Origin of the sequence: Candidatus Accumulibacter similis, assembly GCA_013347225.1 — a bacterium.
GTDB lineage: Bacteria > Pseudomonadota > Gammaproteobacteria > Burkholderiales > Rhodocyclaceae > Accumulibacter > Accumulibacter similis.
Genome location: CP054595.1, coordinates 3,021,551 through 3,035,660 on the forward strand (window position 1 = coordinate 3,021,551; position 14,110 = coordinate 3,035,660).

Below are 14,110 nucleotides of genomic sequence, written 5' to 3' on the forward strand. Positions count from 1 at the left end.
CCTCGGCATGGCGCTGCTGGTCGCCGCCCGCAACGCCATCGCGCAGCACTTCGGCCTGCCGACACGGCCGCTCGGCGTACTGCCCGAACTCGGCGAACCGGGCGCCACCTTCGTCACGCTCACCCGCAGTGGCCAGTTGCGCGGTTGCATCGGCAGCCTTGAAGCGCACCGGCCGCTCCTGGTCGATGTCGGCGAGAACGCCCTCGCCGCTGCCTTCCGCGACCACCGCTTTGCGCCGTTGACCGCCGACGAGTTTGCCACGACACGGGTCGAGGTCTCGCTGCTGACGGCCGCCGAAGCCTTCCCGGTGGTCGACGAGGTTGACGCGATCGCCCGCCTGCAGCCAGCGGTCGATGGCCTCGTCCTGGCCTATCGGCAGCGGCGCGCCACCTTCCTGCCGCAGGTCTGGGAGTCACTCCCCGACCCGCGCCAGTTCCTCGCCCAACTGAAGCTCAAGGCGGGGCTGCCGGCCGACTTCTGGCATCCGGACATCCGCCTTGCCCGCTACGGAGTACGCAAATGGAAAGAGACCTGACGCACTCGCCGAAGGTACCCGAATCGGCTCACCCCGGTCGCTGGTGGCACGCCATCGAAGACGGTCGCATCCAGTGCGACCTCTGTCCGCGTGACTGCAGGCTGCACGCCGGCCAGCGCGGCGCCTGCTTCGTCCGCCAGAACGTCGACGGCCGGATGATCCTGACGACCTACGGCCGTTCATCCGGCTTCTGCATCGACCCGATCGAGAAGAAGCCGCTCAACCACTTCCATCCCGGATCGGCGATTCTCTCGTTCGGCACCGCAGGTTGCAACCTGGCGTGCAAGTTCTGCCAGAACTGGGACATCTCGAAGTCGAAGGACATGGACCGGCTGCTCGACGCCGCCAGCCCGCAGGGCATTGCCAACGCGGCGGTGGCCTACGGCGCGCAGTCGGTCGCGTTCACCTACAACGACCCGGTGATCTTTGCCGAGTACGCGATCGACACCGCCGTCGCCTGCCACGAGCGCGGCATCCGCACCGTCGCCGTCACCGCCGGCTACATCCACGCCGAGCCGGCACGCGAGTTCTTCGCCGTCATGGACGGCGCCAACGTCGACCTGAAGGCTTTCACCGACGACTTCTATTTCCGTCTCTGCGGCGGCCACCTGCAGCCGGTGCTCGACATCCTCGCCTACATCCACCACGAGACCAGTTGCTGGCTCGAGATCACGACGCTGCTGATCCCCGGCAGGAACGATTCGCCGGCCGAGATCAAGGCCCTCGCCGACTGGGTGGCGCGCGAACTCGGACCACAGGTGCCCCTGCATTTCACCGCCTTCCATCCCGATTGGAAGATGGACGATCTGCCGCCGACCCCCGCATCGACGCTGATGCGGGCGCGGCGGATCGCCATTGATGCCGGCCTGCATTACGTCTACACCGGCAACGTCCATGACAGCGAAGGCGGCACCACCTTCTGTCCTGGCTGCCAGGCGGCGCTGATCGAGCGCGACTGGTACCACATCCGCCACCACGATCTGCCCGCCGATGGCCGCTGCCCGCACTGCGGCACACAGATCGCCGGTCGCTTTGCCCGCTTCGGCAAGCCGTTCGGGCCACGCCGGGTGCCGGTCAGGCTGCAGCGTCCTTGACCGGCGCCCTCGCCTTCCCGAGGCAGACGCCGATTGCGCTTGCCGCCGGTCACGGATCGCTGCAGGGATTGCTGACGCTGCCGGAGCGGCTGGCGGCGCTGGTCGTCCTGACGCACGCCGGGCCGGCTCCGGCAGCGCGCGACGACGCCCTCGCCGTGATCCTGCAGCACGCCGGCATCGGCACGCTGACGCTGGATCTGCTGACGCCGGCGGAGGAGCGCTTCGCGGATCTGCAGCACAACGTCTCGCTGCTCGCCCATCGTCTGCTCGACGGCCTCGCGCTGCTCAAGCAACGGATGCTTCTGGGCGAACTGCCGACGCTGCCGATCGGCCTCAGTGCCGGCGGCGACTGCTCGCCGGTGGTGTTGCGCGTTGCCGCGCTGCGCGACCAAGACATCTACGCAGTCGTCTGCCGCGGCGGGCTGATCGATCTCGCCGGCGTCCTCTATCTGCGCTCGCTGGCCTCACCGCTGCTGGTCCTCGTCGATGAAGACGACGAACTCGGCACGACGAGCAACCGCCGCGCGCTGCGCGAACTGGACTGCCCGCACGAGCTGCGAACCCTGGCCGCCCAAACCGACTCGCCCACTTCGGCAGCGGCTTTCGAGCTGGTCGCGCGCGCCACCGCGCGCTGGTTCATCGACCGCCTGCCGGCCGCCAGCCAGGCAACCGCGGCCGTGACGCCGGCGGCCGGCTAGTCGGGCGGCAACGCCGGATCCGGCGGCACCGCGTCGGGAGAGAGCACCGGTGATGCGTCGGTCTCGTCGGGCGCGAGCGCCCTGTCGGGCCGCACCGCGCCCGGCGACCACACCGGGCCGGCATCGGTCTGATCGGGTGCCAATGCCGTGTCCGGACGGACTGCCCCCGGCGAGAGCGCCGGCTCGCCGACGCTTTCATCGGGCGACAGCACCCGGTCCGGACGCACCGAGCCATCACGGCGATACTCCTGCGCCTGTACCGGCGGCAGACCGGCGACCGCCATGGCCGCCCACAGCAGCACCCACGACGGGATGCGACGATTCAACCGCATGCTCCTCCTCCCCTGAAGGCAGTGCCGACGTGACGGCCGGCGCCGTGACTTCGATGTTCGTCAAGACGGCAACGGTCGCGGCACTTCAGCCACATCATAGCCAGTCCTCCATCGCACAGGCAAGACGGACTCCCGGGACGGCCACCAGTGATCCAACCAGACGGCCAATCCGCTTCCCAGCCCGCGTGCCAATGCCCAGTGACCCGAGGCGCGCCGACAGCAACGCCGGGATGAGGCACCAGAGCGTTCCGTCGAACCTGAAGATCGTGCCACGGAACATGAAAGCGAGCGGTTTGTCTGGAGCGGAGGGTTCGATGAACTGCGGAACGACGGCGAGGAAGAACAAGGCCGCATTTGGATTCCGGACTCGTGAGTACCCAGCGTCATCCAGTCCTGAGCTATGAACCGCGAGCTTTCGACCCCACCCTGGCATCGAACTTCTCCTTGAAGAGGCGCGTTCATCCGCCCTACGGAACGCCGCTTTCGGCAAGGAACGAGCCGACGAGCTTGAGTACCTCGCCTTCCCTCTCGCGGTGGGGAACGTGACCACACGCAGCGAGAATCTCCATTCTTGCCGGCCCGGCGACACCTTCCACGATGCGGCGAGGGAACGCACAGGATCCGAATTCATCCGAGTCCCCGTGCATCGCGAGAACCGGGCAATGCACCTGCCCTAGGTAGGGATCCAGCGACCACTCGCGAAACCGGGCAGACAGCCAGACCTCGGTCCAGGCATCCAATACCCACTTGGCTCGCTCACCGTGCCACCTGGCGATCCTGGAAAACTGGGCGCCGTCGACGAAGGAATTCCTCGCCTCCCGGATACCGGACAGGGTTCGATCCTCGACGAATGCCTGGGCGGACTCGGCAATCACCGCCAGACAGCGATCTCCGGCGACGGCGGCAGCGGCCAACGCCATTCCGCCACCCACACTGTGCCCAAACAGCACGTACTGGCCGAGCCCAAGAACGCCGGCGATGGCGGGCCAATAGACCAGTGCCTCGTCGTCGATGAACCCCGGCTCTGCAGGTGCCGTCCGCCTGCTGGACTGGCCAAATCCGAGACGGTCATAGGCCATGACGGGGCGACCGGTCCGGATGGCCAGAGTCTGCGGGAAGCTGCGCCACTGTTCCACAGAACCCAGGGAGTCGTGCAACAGGACGATCGGCGCATTCGTGGCGCCATCGGGCTGCCAGTGGCGAACGAAGATTCGGCCACCAGGCACTTCGACAAACACGTCACTCAGTGCGACCGCCATCTCGACTCCTCTCCCGGCAGATCCTACGATCCCGACTTCAACCATTTCCTCAACGCGGCCTGACGTCGGGCTCTCGCCAGAGGCTCGTCGCGCCAAAAGACCTCCCCCACTGATGGCTTCGTCAATCGCCCCCCAATCGATGCCTCGACCCATGCGAACCAACCGCCAGCGTCGTCGTTCATCATGGGCGCCTTCGGGAAATTGGCAGCTTCCACCCCCTGTGGCGGATCCGACCTGATACCCGACGGATTGACCCGCAGCGCGCGGCCTTTGCGTTGAAGTCCGCGTCGAATGTGGCGCCAATGCAAAATTGTTGCACCCTGCATTCTACAGAGCTCTCCGCCCCATCGGATGTAGCGGCCGTTCCCCTTGTCCGGATAGGCATTTCCTGAGGTATCCCTGCATTTGCCGGAATTGCACGACTGGATCCGGGAGGGTTGCAGTCCGGGGCTCTCAAGGGGACCGGAACACTGCTCGACATGCTCCGGTTGGACATCACCGCCATGGCATTTCGCAATTTGACGCGCGCTTGCCTTTTCCAAGGACAACAAGGACGCCGGCAACCCCGACAAGGTGTGCGCCTGGAACAGCACCAGGCACTTCGGTGCTGGCTCGCTGGCCGCAAGGCACAGGGTTTCGCGCATACCCGCCAGTCGCACGGCGAAGCGCTCCAGGACCCGGCGGGCACGCCCTCACGGCAACGTGCATGCCGCTGGCTGCAACACGCGCGCATCTGGCTACGGTCCGTACGCCCCTGGCTCGAACTCGCACACCCTTGGCTCCAACTCGCACGCACCGCTACCGGGCTCGCACCGTGCCGGCAACGTCGTGCGCGCGGCAGCCATCCGGAGCGCTGCCGCGCTACCGGAAACCGGCAAAATGGTTTATATTGCGCCGCAACAGACGCGCCCGTCGCAGCACCGGCGGCTTGCCACCAGGCTTGCAGCCGCCCGCCGGCCGGCGTTGCGTCTCACCCCGGCCATCGCTACCATGCGCGCGCCTGCGGCCTCCTGACCCCGCCCCGTCGTCAGCCGGGCGGCGCCGGAGCCGCCCGGCAGCCACGGCAAGGCCGTGACCGGACCCGAGAACACCCGCCAGCGCGGCAGACACCAGGAACCATCCATGAAAGCAGCCAACCCATCCCTGTTGAGCAGAATCTCGATTGCCTTCGGCACCTTCTTCGCCATCCTTGCCGACGGCGACCTCGCGGCACGCATCCAGGCCTTGCGCAACGGCGACGAGCGCCGCGAACCTGCAGCGCCGACGGCCCCGCCTGCCCCTGCGACCGGGCCGACGCCGCCGCCGCTGCTCGCGGCGGCGCCCGACGGTGCGCTGCAACTCCTCGGACTGCTGCAGCGCGAAGCGCGCTTCATCGACTTCATCCAGGAGGATGTCGCCGCCTACGGTGACGCCGACATCGGCGCCGCCGCACGCGTCGTCCATGAAGGCTGCCGCAAGGTACTGCGCGAGAATTTCAGCATCGAGCCGGTGCGCGACGAGCCCGAAGGCAGCCGTCTGACGCTGCCGGCGGGATTCGACGCCGCGGCGATCCGCGTCACCGGCAACGTCGTCGGTGAACCGCCGTTCACCGGCAGCCTGACGCATCGGGGCTGGCGGGTGCGGGAAACCCGCCTGCCGCGCCTGGCGAGCGGCCACGACCTGCACATCGTTGCTGCGGCGGAGGTGGAACTGTGAACGAACCCGCCTTCTCGATCGGCATCGACCTCGGCACCACCCACTGCGCCCTGTCCTATGTGGACCTCGCAGGCTGTGACGGCGAGCAGGTCAGCCAGCACGTGCTGCCGATCCCGCAACTCACCGCGCCCGGCTCGGTGGAGTCACTCGGACTGCTGCCCTCCTTCATCTACCTGCCGCACGCGAGCGAACTCGCCAGCGGTGATCTCAGCCTGCCGTGGACGACCGAACAGGACTACGCCGTCGGCGAGATGGCGCGCAGCCGCGGCGCGGCGACGCCGATCCGCCTCGTTGCCAGCGCCAAGAGCTGGTTGTGCCACGCCGGCGTCGACCGCCGCGCCGCCATCCTGCCGCACGATGCGCCACCCGAGGTCGCCCGGCTGTCGCCGCTCGAAGCCTCTCTGCGCTATCTCTCGCACCTGCGCGCCGCGTGGGACACGGCACAGCCGCAAGCGCCCTTCGTCGAGCAGGAGATCGTCGTCACCATCCCTGCCTCGTTCGATCCCGCAGCCCGCGAGCTGACTGCCGAAGCGGCCCGCGCCGCCGGCTGCGAGCGGATGATCCTGCTCGAGGAACCGCAGGCGGCGCTCTACAGCTGGATCGAGAAGAGCGGCGGCAACTGGCGCAAGCAGGTGCAGCCCGGCGACATCATCCTCGTCGTCGATGTCGGCGGCGGCACCAGCGACTTCTCGCTGATCGCCGTCCTCGAGCGTGCGGGCAACCTCGAGCTGCACCGGGTTGCGGTCGGCGAACACATCCTGCTCGGCGGCGACAACATGGACCTGGCGCTCGCCTACGCCGTTGCCGGCAAGCTGGCGGCACAGGGCAGCAAGCTCGACGCCTGGCAGTTGCGCGCCCTGACGCACGCCTGCCGCGCAGCCAAGGAAGCGCTGCTCGGCGATCCCGAACTGGCGTCGGTGCCGCTGGTCATCGCCAGCCGTGGCGCACGGCTGATCGGCGGTTCGCTGCGCAGCGAGCTGACGCGGGACGAGCTGACGGCCACCCTGATCGACGGCTTCTTCCCGCCGGCGGCGATCGGCGACCGGCCGCAGGGTCGCGGCCGTGGCGGCCTGACGCAGCTTGGCCTGCCGTACGCGCAGGATGCCGCCGTCACCCGCCACCTCGCCGCCTTCCTCGCCCGGCAGGTGGCGGCAACCGCCGAACTCGAGGGCTTCAGCAGCCGCTTGCCGGCCGATGCCAGCTTCCTGCATCCGACCGCCGTCCTCTTCAACGGCGGCGTCTTCAAGTCGGCGCTGCTCGCCGAACGCACCCTGGCGACCATCAACTCCTGGCTCGCCGCCGAGGGCGCAGCAGCGGCACGCCTGCTTGCCGGCGCGGACCTCGACCTTGCCGTCGCCCGCGGCGCCGCCTACTACGGCTACGTCCGGCGCGGCCAGGGAGTCCGCATCCGCGGCGGCACGGCACGCGCCTACTATGTCGCCGTCGAATCGGTGATGCCCGCCGTTCCCGGCATGGAACCGCCGGTGCAGGCACTCTGCCTGGCGCCATTCGGCATGGAGGAAGGGAGCGAGGCGGCGCTGCCGGCAATGGAGTTCGGGCTGGTCGTCGGCGAGCAGGTGCGCTTCCGCTTCTTCGGCTCGTCGGTGCGCCGTCAGGACCAGGTCGGAACGCTGCTCGAGGAATGGGAGCCCGACGAAATGCAGGAACTCGACGAAATCCAGACGACACTGCCAGCCGACGGCCGCGTCGCCGGCGAAGTCGTGCGCGTCCGCCTGCACGCGCGCGTCACCGAAGCGGGCACCCTCGAACTCGAGGCGCTGCCGCACGACGGGGCGCAGCGCTGGAAGGTCGAGTTCGACGTGCGCGCCGGCGCCGGCGACTGAGTTCCGCTGCCGCCCCTTCGCCCTGACGCTGCGCCATGGCAGCGTCAGGGCGAAGGGGCCGGCGCGCACCACACGACTGTAATCGGGATAGGGGCGGTCGGTTTTCCTGACCGACCCCTCCCACACCACCCGGCATGCGGGTCCGCACCGGGCGGTTCGAGTAGTTGAGGTCATGAGAGTCGGGGTACGCCGAGTCGGTCGAAGTAGGCGATGGGCATGAGCCTGTTCAACTCAAGCCGGCTGTTGTGCCACCAGCGAGTGGCATTGCCCGCCACCCTCGCCGCTTGGTCTGAACTGGCACCCAATACCCGCAATTCCCGATAGATCGTCGTTCCCCGTCGCCAATGCTTGAGCTGCAAAGCACGCAGGCGGTGTCGCAGCCATTCGTCCAGGCCACGAAAGACCCCGGGCGTCTGCGCCAATTGGAAATACGCTTTCCAACCGGGCAGGTAACGCCGCAGTTCTTGCGCGACTTCGTCGAGGCTGCGTCCGCACGTCCGGCGAGTGATTTGCCGGATGCGCTGCTTGAAGGTGTCGATGGCCTTGGCTGCCACTGACCGCTTGACCTCACCCCCTGCGGCACGCCACAGAGCATATCCGAGGAACTTGCGGCCCGTCGCGCGAGCAACGGCAGTCTTGGCTTCATTCACCTTCAGGTGAAGTCGGTCATAGAGTTTTCGCAGCCCGTCCAGCACTCGCTCGCCCGCTTTCCGACTGCGCACATAGACATTGCAGTCGTCAGCATAGCGCACGAACCGATGGCCACGTCGCACCAGTTCCCGATCCACTTCGTCCAGCAACACGTTGGCCAGAAGCGGCGATAGCGGTCCGCCTTGCGGGGTGCCCTCGTATCGCTCCATGACCACGCCGCCGTCCATGATGCCCGCCGCAAGGTAGCGCCGAATCAGCCGAAGAACAGCTTTGTCGTCGATCCGCTTGGCGAGCCGATCCATGAGTACGTCGTGACTGACCCGATCAAAGAACTTCTCCAAATCAACATCTACCACCACCTTCCAGCCTGCTTGCACATGGCTCTGCGCTTGCCGCACCGCATCATGCGCACGTCGGCCCGGTCGAAAGCCGTAGCTGTGATCGGAAAACGTCGGATCGATCACTGGTTGCAGAACTTGCAGCAGGGCTTGCTGGATCAGCCGGTCGATCACGGTGGGTATCCCCAGTTCCCGCACCCCGCCTCCGGATTTGGGTATCTGCACCCGGCGTACCGGCCGCGGCCGGTAGCGTCCCGTTTGCAGGTCTTCCCTGATCCGGAGCCAGTGCGTCTTGAGGTACTCCGAGGTGGCTTCGATCGTCAGTCCATCTACCCCAGCACTGCCGCGATTGGCCCTGACGCGCTTCCACGCCAGAACCATATTCCCTCTCGCGAGCGCCTGCGTCAGCAGGTCGCTTCGCCCCAAGCCTTCGCTTCCCTGTCCCGCCAGCCGTGCTTCATCGCGTCCGATTCCCGGCAAGGCTTCACCCAGCCCTCTTTCGGTTCGCCCCGGTTGCCCAGGCTGCTGATGCACTGCACGTCCAAGAGACATGGTTGTCGGCTCTCCTTCTCGTTCGGCCCTTCACTCCACGCAGGCAGCTACTATGGCCTCTGCTGACTCCTCGCTCCGCGTTTCCGCGTCGACCTTTCAGCCATGAGGCGAGGTCTCCCCAGGTAAGAACACGATCCTTCCCCGCACAGCCGCCAGATTTACGCCGCCTGAGCCTTGGCCACAAGAGCTTCGCGGAACGTTGCCCGCTCGCCCTGCTCGGCTACGCCTCATATCTGGTTCTTGTCCATCGGCTCGCGGTTTCGCTCCACGCTTCCTCCCCACACTCGGTCGCCCTCATGCAGTTGCGCTTCGCTTCGTTTGCTGTGGCCAACTTACGGGAGGACTTCCACCTCCAAGATCGCGCCCATGCTGGGCGCACAACGCAGAGGGCGGGCCGCAAGCGACCCGCCCTCTTCCTGCGCGCTTCCTGCGTTTGGCGAAGACTACCCTACCGACGACGCGTGCTGGCGAGGCCGGCCAGCGTCAGGCCCAGCAGCAGCAGCGTGCCGGGTTCGGGAGCTTCGTTCGACACGGTCGTTGTCGTGCCGAGCCGCAGCGAGATCGAGCCGTCGCCGCCGGGAACCTGATTCTTGACGACCAGCGCGAGCGAGCTGAACTCGCCGGCGATCGGCGCGAAGGCGAGCGCGATATTGGTCAGACCCGTGCCGTCGGTCGACGACCAGCTCCAGTCACCGACATCGACGTTATTCACCAGTACGTCCCAGTCCACAGACCGCCCCGGCGCCAGGTTGTTGGAGGCCACGTCGAGATCCATCGACAGCGAACTGGGGTTGAACAATCCCGTGCCGAAGTACGCCTGCGAGACGAGGTCACCCCGGGAAACCGACCAGAAGTAGCCGATCTGCGTCGGGTTGATAAAGCCAACCGACCCCACGACAGTGGCCGAACTCGTCGGAAACTGGACGCTCACGCTCGCCGCGTGCGCCGCGCCGGCAGCGGCAACGCTCAGGGCAACGGCTGCCGCCATGTTGCGCAGACAATGTTTCATTTTCCCTACCTCCTGATGAATGAAAAAGGCGAGCGTCCGCCACAGCAACTCCGGGGCAATCCTTCCTTGTCGCTTGCCCGCTCGTGCCGTCGTCAAAGCAAGAACTGTGCCACATGCGAATAAAGCTTTTCAATTCAGCAGTCGGGCGCTGTCCAATCGGCTGCCGCTGATGGCAACTGTAAATTCTGCCGACAGGTCGCAGCGTGCCCTTCGCTGACCACCGCCCTTGGTTCAATGGCCAGGCGCCGGCACCACAGCCGCAGCCGACCGCCGATGCCGGCTGCGTTGACGGTCGGCACGGTCCGCGCCATGCTCGCAGCTGCGCGGACCGTGCACAGCCGGCGCCCGCTGGCGAAGCGCGTGTCGAGTACTTGCGCGATCCGGCGCATGCGGCGTTGCGCACCAACCGCTCGGCCCTTGCGCGTTGTACGCTCAACGCGTCAAACTTCCGACGAGTCGTGTCGTCGGCGAATGGCTGGCGAGCCGTGCCGTCGCGCCGACGCCACGCGGGGCTTCCGCCCCTCCGCGGCTGAAGCGGCGGTTCATGCCGAGACACCTGGCTGTGCAACAGCCGGGCACCTACCGACTTCGCGCGCACCGCGCCTCGTCCGCAGCGCGGTTGTGACTCAGCCAAGGATCTCGTCTCCGTTACCAGAGAACTGAGCATGTCGATGACTCTGAAAGAAACGCCGGGATGCCTCACCGTACCCGAGTTGAAGGATCTGGTGGGCTACCTGCGGGGCGGCGCAAGCAGCGCACGCAAGGACGACCGGATCGAGCGAATCCTCGTCGCCATGCTCGGATCTGACCTGGAGACAGCCTGGACGCTGCTCGACGAGACGCAGCAGGCTGCCGTCGCCGAAGCGGCGCACCACCCGCTCGGCGAGTATTCCGATTGGAGGTTTCGCGCCAAGTATCAGCGCGCACCGGCCTTTCAGGTCGCCGCGGCGAAATCGTACAGCTATTCGGCAGGCAAGAGGACTGCCTGGTGCCTGTTCATCCAGTACGCGCCGGATGAGGGGCGCCACGTGCCGACCGACCTGCGGCCCCACCTGCAGGCGTTCGTGCCGCCCCCTGCACCGCCAGCTCAAGGCTCTCGGCATGCCGCCGGCACAAGTGCTGCGCGGGCTTTGGCAGAAGTGGCTGAAGACGACCCTGTTCGACGAATTCAGCCGTGTTGACGAGGCGAGAATTCGCTGGCCGCTATCGAAAGAGGCCACGACATCGCCGAACTGAAGGGCTTTCTCGAAAGCACCGGTGGCTCGCCGCTGCCCGAGCCGATCGAATCGTTCATCGCGCTCTGCGAGCACAACGGCAAGGCGCTGAAGACGCTGTGCAGCGCCCTGCTGATCGAGCGCCGCGACGCGGAAACCGCGGCGCAGATTGCCGCCCGGCCGGAAACGTCCTCGCTGTGTCTGCGCGCCGGACCCAGGACGCTGGTGGTTCGCACCAACCAGCTCGCCAAGTTCCGCGAAAGGGTCCGCTCGATCGGCTTCGGCATGGTCTCCTGAAGCAACGCCTTGCTTGCGCGGTCACCGACCGCGGACGCCGCCTGGCGACGACGCCAGCGACCGGAGCCAAGCCGGCGTCACACGCCCGCGGCGCGAATGAACGCTAGGGCTGCCCGGCGCGCAGCTTCGCGATGCGTTGTGCCACCAGCAGCGACCACTTGTCGAAGGCATCGCGGGCATAGGTCCACGCCTCGAACGAACTGAGGTAGCCGTTCGCCCAGGTCTGCGCCGCTCCGGCCGCCGACGAATTGGTGTCGACCGCGTACTTGCGGCCGATTTCGGTATCGCGGCACTCGCCGAGGATCCTGCCCGTGGCGCCATCGCGGAACTGCATCTCCATGCCGGTCTCGCCCATGTACGGGGTCGACCCGGCCGGCCGGCCGGTGGCGACACCGGAGCCAGCCTCGGCGACGAAGGCGTAGGGAATCAGCGTCCCCGCCAAGCTGTCGGTGACCTTCGTCGGCACCAGATCGGTGAGTGCGACGCGCAGCACGATGACCCCCGCTCCCGGCTGTTTGGCGATCTGCATCTGCGGCTGCAGCGCCTTGACCAGGGCGTGGTGGAAGTAGTCGGTGAGCGTCGCCAGGTCCTTCGGATCGAAGGTCTGCTGCCCGCCGTCGCGGGGCCGGAGCGAGACGTCGATCCGCGACACCAGGATCGCGCCGTAGCGCGAGGCATCGAGACTCGGATCGCGCCAGCACTCGATCCCATGCCCCCAAGCGGTCGGCCGCAAACGCGCGTAGTCCGAGAGAAAGCCGCTGCGCGTCAGCCGCGCCGTATCCGAGGCGACGACCGTCGTACCTCCGCCCAGCAGGTTGCCGTCGCTGGCGCAACCCGCAAGGAGTGCGCAACCGGCAAGAGTGATCGCCCCGATGATGCGGCGGCGGCCCGCCGCATGAATAACCTTTGCTCGCTGCATCTTTTGCCCCTGAAGGAAGAGTGACGCCGGCAATGTTAGCACGTGCGGCGTTGCCGCTCGACATCGACAGGTGGCGCCGATGCGGCTGCCCCTGGGCGTTTGCTCGCGGTGCGTGGCGAGCGCTTTGACAGCCTGCAGGGCGCCGTCGATAATCCCTGCCCATCGCCCGCGCTGCGGCGAGCCGATTCGCCGTGACGACAACGGGCCGGCGGCAGGCATCCCGATCAGCGAGGGCCGTCGGAGAAGGGCCCTTCCCCCCGTCCGGAAGCAGCACCGGATCCTGCGACACGGAATCGCGAGACGGAAGGTCAGCGTGAAGATTGGGCAACACCTCGTCACCGACGGCAGCGCGACGCGGCCCAGGAGCGCCGGCGGCAGTCCGCGCGGCGTGGCGCGGCGGCAGCTCATCGGCGGAATCTGCAGCTCGCCGGTGCTGGCTGCCGCGCCGGCACCGATCGGGCAGCTCGCCCGCGAAGGGCAAGGGCTCGCCGCCAGCCGGCAAGCGCAGCGCCGTCGGCTGTCCAGTTGGCGCTGCGGCCGGATGCTGGCGCTGCTGCTCGCCGCGACGCAGCCGGCAGCGGCCTGCGAACCGCATGTCGAGCAATTGCGCGATCCGGCGCGTGCCGCACTGCGCGTCGACCGCTCGGCCCTGACGCGCTGTACGCTCGGCGAGGCAGACTACCGACGGGTCGTCGGCGAGTGGCTGGCGAGCCGTGACGACGCGGCCGCCGCGCTCTCGTCGCTCGCCCTCGGCCGTGCCATGGACCACCCGTGGATCGCACGCCACCTGCTGGCGGCGGCCGCCCGGAGCAGTGAATGGACGCCGCGCCTGGCGCGCGCAACGACCGCCGCACACAACCGCTTCGTCGCCCAGGTACTCGCCGCGCCGGACTTTCTGCCGCGCCTCGATGCGCCCTTCGCGGGCACCGCCTACCGGGTCGAGGGCATCACCGTCGAGAAGGTGCTGCTCGGCCCGCCTGCGGGCATCGCGCCGGCGCCTGCTGACAGCGGGCGCGCACTGCCTTACGATGCGCAACTCTGGCTGCGGCTGGCGCCCAGGCGGGCGGCGGGTAGCGGCAGCGAAGGCGCTGCGCCGCCGCCCGCCGGCAGGGCGCGGGCGCAGCATGACTGACTGCTGCCCGCCGGCCCGGGCATGGCGAGTCGCGACGACGACCGGTCTGCCGGCGCGCCGTGCCGGACGCCGCTTTTCATGAACGTTGCCGAAGGAGTCGATCGATTGTCGATGCGCACGCAGGTGGAGTTCGTTTCCGCCGACTTTCCGCCCTACCCCGGCGAGGAACACGACCTCAACCCCGGGCGCTACGGCATCCGCCTCGCCGAGTTGCTGGCGCAGGAGCTGCCGGCGCACGGTTTTCCGGTGGAGTCGGTGACGGTCGAGCAATGGGGTGTCCGCATCGGCCTGCAGAATCCGGCCTACCCGTTGTGGGTCGGCTGCGGCAACTACGAAGCGTACGAGAACGGTTTCCTGTGCTTCATCGAGCCGGCGAAGCCATACGTCCGCAAGTGGTTCCGCAAGCTGCCGAACGCGCCGACGGTCGAGCGGCTGGCGACGGCGATCGAGTCGATCCTGCAGGACAGCGGCAAGGTTTCCCAACTCCGCTGGTGGTTGGAGAACGAGCTCCGCAGCCCCTGAGTGGCGCCCGTGGCGTGGC

At 67.7% G+C, this 14,110-nt stretch carries 12 protein-coding genes and 1 pseudogene; 8 read left to right on the forward strand and 5 right to left on the reverse strand.

Annotated features, from left to right (window positions below; genetic code table 11):
• Positions 1–7 precede the first annotated feature (7 nt).
• Genes amrA through HT579_13325 form a run of 3 tightly spaced genes read left to right on the forward strand, consistent with a single transcriptional unit; the run spans position 8 to position 2,327 of the window.
• Positions 8–535, forward strand: a complete 528-nt coding sequence (gene amrA / locus HT579_13315; protein QKS31641.1) for an AmmeMemoRadiSam system protein A — start codon at positions 8–10, stop codon at positions 533–535.
• The gene (gene amrS / locus HT579_13320) at positions 520–1,629 is read left to right on the forward strand and encodes an AmmeMemoRadiSam system radical SAM enzyme (protein QKS29803.1); all 1,110 of its coding nucleotides are present in this window, start codon (positions 520–522) and stop codon (positions 1,627–1,629) included. Before amrA ends, amrS begins: the two co-directional genes overlap by 16 nt.
• Complete coding sequence (locus HT579_13325) at positions 1,626–2,327, forward strand: hypothetical protein (protein QKS29804.1); 702 nt, start codon at positions 1,626–1,628, stop codon at positions 2,325–2,327. The genes amrS and HT579_13325 overlap by 4 nt, the downstream gene beginning before the upstream one ends.
• On the opposite strand, the gene HT579_13330 is transcribed toward HT579_13325, so the two are convergent.
• The gene (locus HT579_13330) at positions 2,324–2,659 is read right to left on the reverse strand and encodes a hypothetical protein (protein ID QKS29805.1); all 336 of its coding nucleotides are present in this window, start codon (positions 2,657–2,659) and stop codon (positions 2,324–2,326) included. The genes HT579_13325 and HT579_13330 overlap by 4 nt on opposite strands.
• Positions 2,660–3,126: 467 nt before the next feature.
• Positions 3,127–3,918: an alpha/beta hydrolase gene (locus HT579_13335; protein QKS29806.1), complete on the reverse strand. Its 792-nt coding sequence runs from the start codon at positions 3,916–3,918 to the stop codon at positions 3,127–3,129.
• A 1,122-nt stretch (positions 3,919–5,040) separates the two neighbouring features.
• Between HT579_13335 and HT579_13340 the strand changes: the two genes are divergently transcribed.
• Both HT579_13340 and HT579_13345 read left to right on the forward strand, forming a co-directional pair.
• Positions 5,041–5,613, forward strand: a complete 573-nt coding sequence (locus tag HT579_13340) for a DUF2760 domain-containing protein (protein QKS29807.1) — start codon at positions 5,041–5,043, stop codon at positions 5,611–5,613.
• Complete coding sequence (locus HT579_13345; protein QKS29808.1) at positions 5,610–7,457, forward strand: Hsp70 family protein; 1,848 nt, start codon at positions 5,610–5,612, stop codon at positions 7,455–7,457. The genes HT579_13340 and HT579_13345 overlap by 4 nt, the downstream gene beginning before the upstream one ends.
• A 170-nt stretch (positions 7,458–7,627) precedes the next feature.
• On the opposite strand, the gene ltrA is transcribed toward HT579_13345, so the two are convergent.
• Positions 7,628–8,998, reverse strand: coding sequence for a group II intron reverse transcriptase/maturase (ltrA, locus tag HT579_13350; protein QKS29809.1), 1,371 nt, complete (start codon positions 8,996–8,998; stop codon positions 7,628–7,630).
• Between the two features lie 448 nt (positions 8,999–9,446).
• The gene (locus HT579_13355; protein ID QKS31643.1) at positions 9,447–9,986 is read right to left on the reverse strand and encodes a PEP-CTERM sorting domain-containing protein; all 540 of its coding nucleotides are present in this window, start codon (positions 9,984–9,986) and stop codon (positions 9,447–9,449) included.
• A 614-nt stretch (positions 9,987–10,600) separates the two neighbouring features.
• Here HT579_13355 and HT579_13360 point away from each other — a divergent pair.
• Positions 10,601–11,518, forward strand: a pseudogene (locus tag HT579_13360) (hypothetical protein).
• Positions 11,519–11,621: 103 nt separating this feature from the next.
• Here HT579_13360 and HT579_13365 read toward each other — a convergent pair.
• Positions 11,622–12,437 (reverse strand): DUF3313 domain-containing protein, encoded by an 816-nt coding sequence (locus HT579_13365; protein QKS31644.1) that lies wholly within the window; start codon positions 12,435–12,437, stop codon positions 11,622–11,624.
• Positions 12,438–12,750: 313 nt separating this feature from the next.
• Between HT579_13365 and HT579_13370 the strand changes: the two genes are divergently transcribed.
• Both HT579_13370 and HT579_13375 read left to right on the forward strand, forming a co-directional pair.
• On the forward strand, positions 12,751–13,569 hold the full coding sequence (locus HT579_13370; protein ID QKS29810.1) for a hypothetical protein: 819 nt from the start codon (positions 12,751–12,753) through the stop codon (positions 13,567–13,569).
• A 78-nt stretch (positions 13,570–13,647) separates the two neighbouring features.
• A complete protein-coding gene (locus HT579_13375) occupies positions 13,648–14,091 on the forward strand; it encodes a hypothetical protein (GenBank protein ID QKS29811.1) in 444 nt (147 codons plus the stop codon).
• Positions 14,092–14,110: the final 19 nt, after the last annotated feature.

Bases quoted from the DNA above. Each gene is read 5' to 3' on its own strand.
- ltrA (QKS29809.1), bottom strand. From the start codon at position 8,998: ATGTCTCTTGGACGTGCAGTGCATCAGCAGCCTGGGCAACCGGGGCGA.
- HT579_13355 (QKS31643.1), bottom strand. From the start codon at position 9,986: ATGGCGGCAGCCGTTGCCCTGAGCGTTGCCGCTGCCGGCGCGGCGCAC.
- HT579_13330 (QKS29805.1), bottom strand. From the start codon at position 2,659: ATGCGGTTGAATCGTCGCATCCCGTCGTGGGTGCTGCTGTGGGCGGCC.
- HT579_13375 (QKS29811.1), top strand. From the start codon at position 13,648: ATGAACGTTGCCGAAGGAGTCGATCGATTGTCGATGCGCACGCAGGTG.
- HT579_13335 (QKS29806.1), bottom strand. From the start codon at position 3,918: ATGGCGGTCGCACTGAGTGACGTGTTTGTCGAAGTGCCTGGTGGCCGA.
- HT579_13340 (QKS29807.1), top strand. From the start codon at position 5,041: ATGAAAGCAGCCAACCCATCCCTGTTGAGCAGAATCTCGATTGCCTTC.
- amrS (QKS29803.1), top strand. From the start codon at position 520: ATGGAAAGAGACCTGACGCACTCGCCGAAGGTACCCGAATCGGCTCAC.
- amrA (QKS31641.1), top strand. From the start codon at position 8: ATGGCGCTGCTGGTCGCCGCCCGCAACGCCATCGCGCAGCACTTCGGC.
- HT579_13365 (QKS31644.1), bottom strand. From the start codon at position 12,437: ATGCAGCGAGCAAAGGTTATTCATGCGGCGGGCCGCCGCCGCATCATC.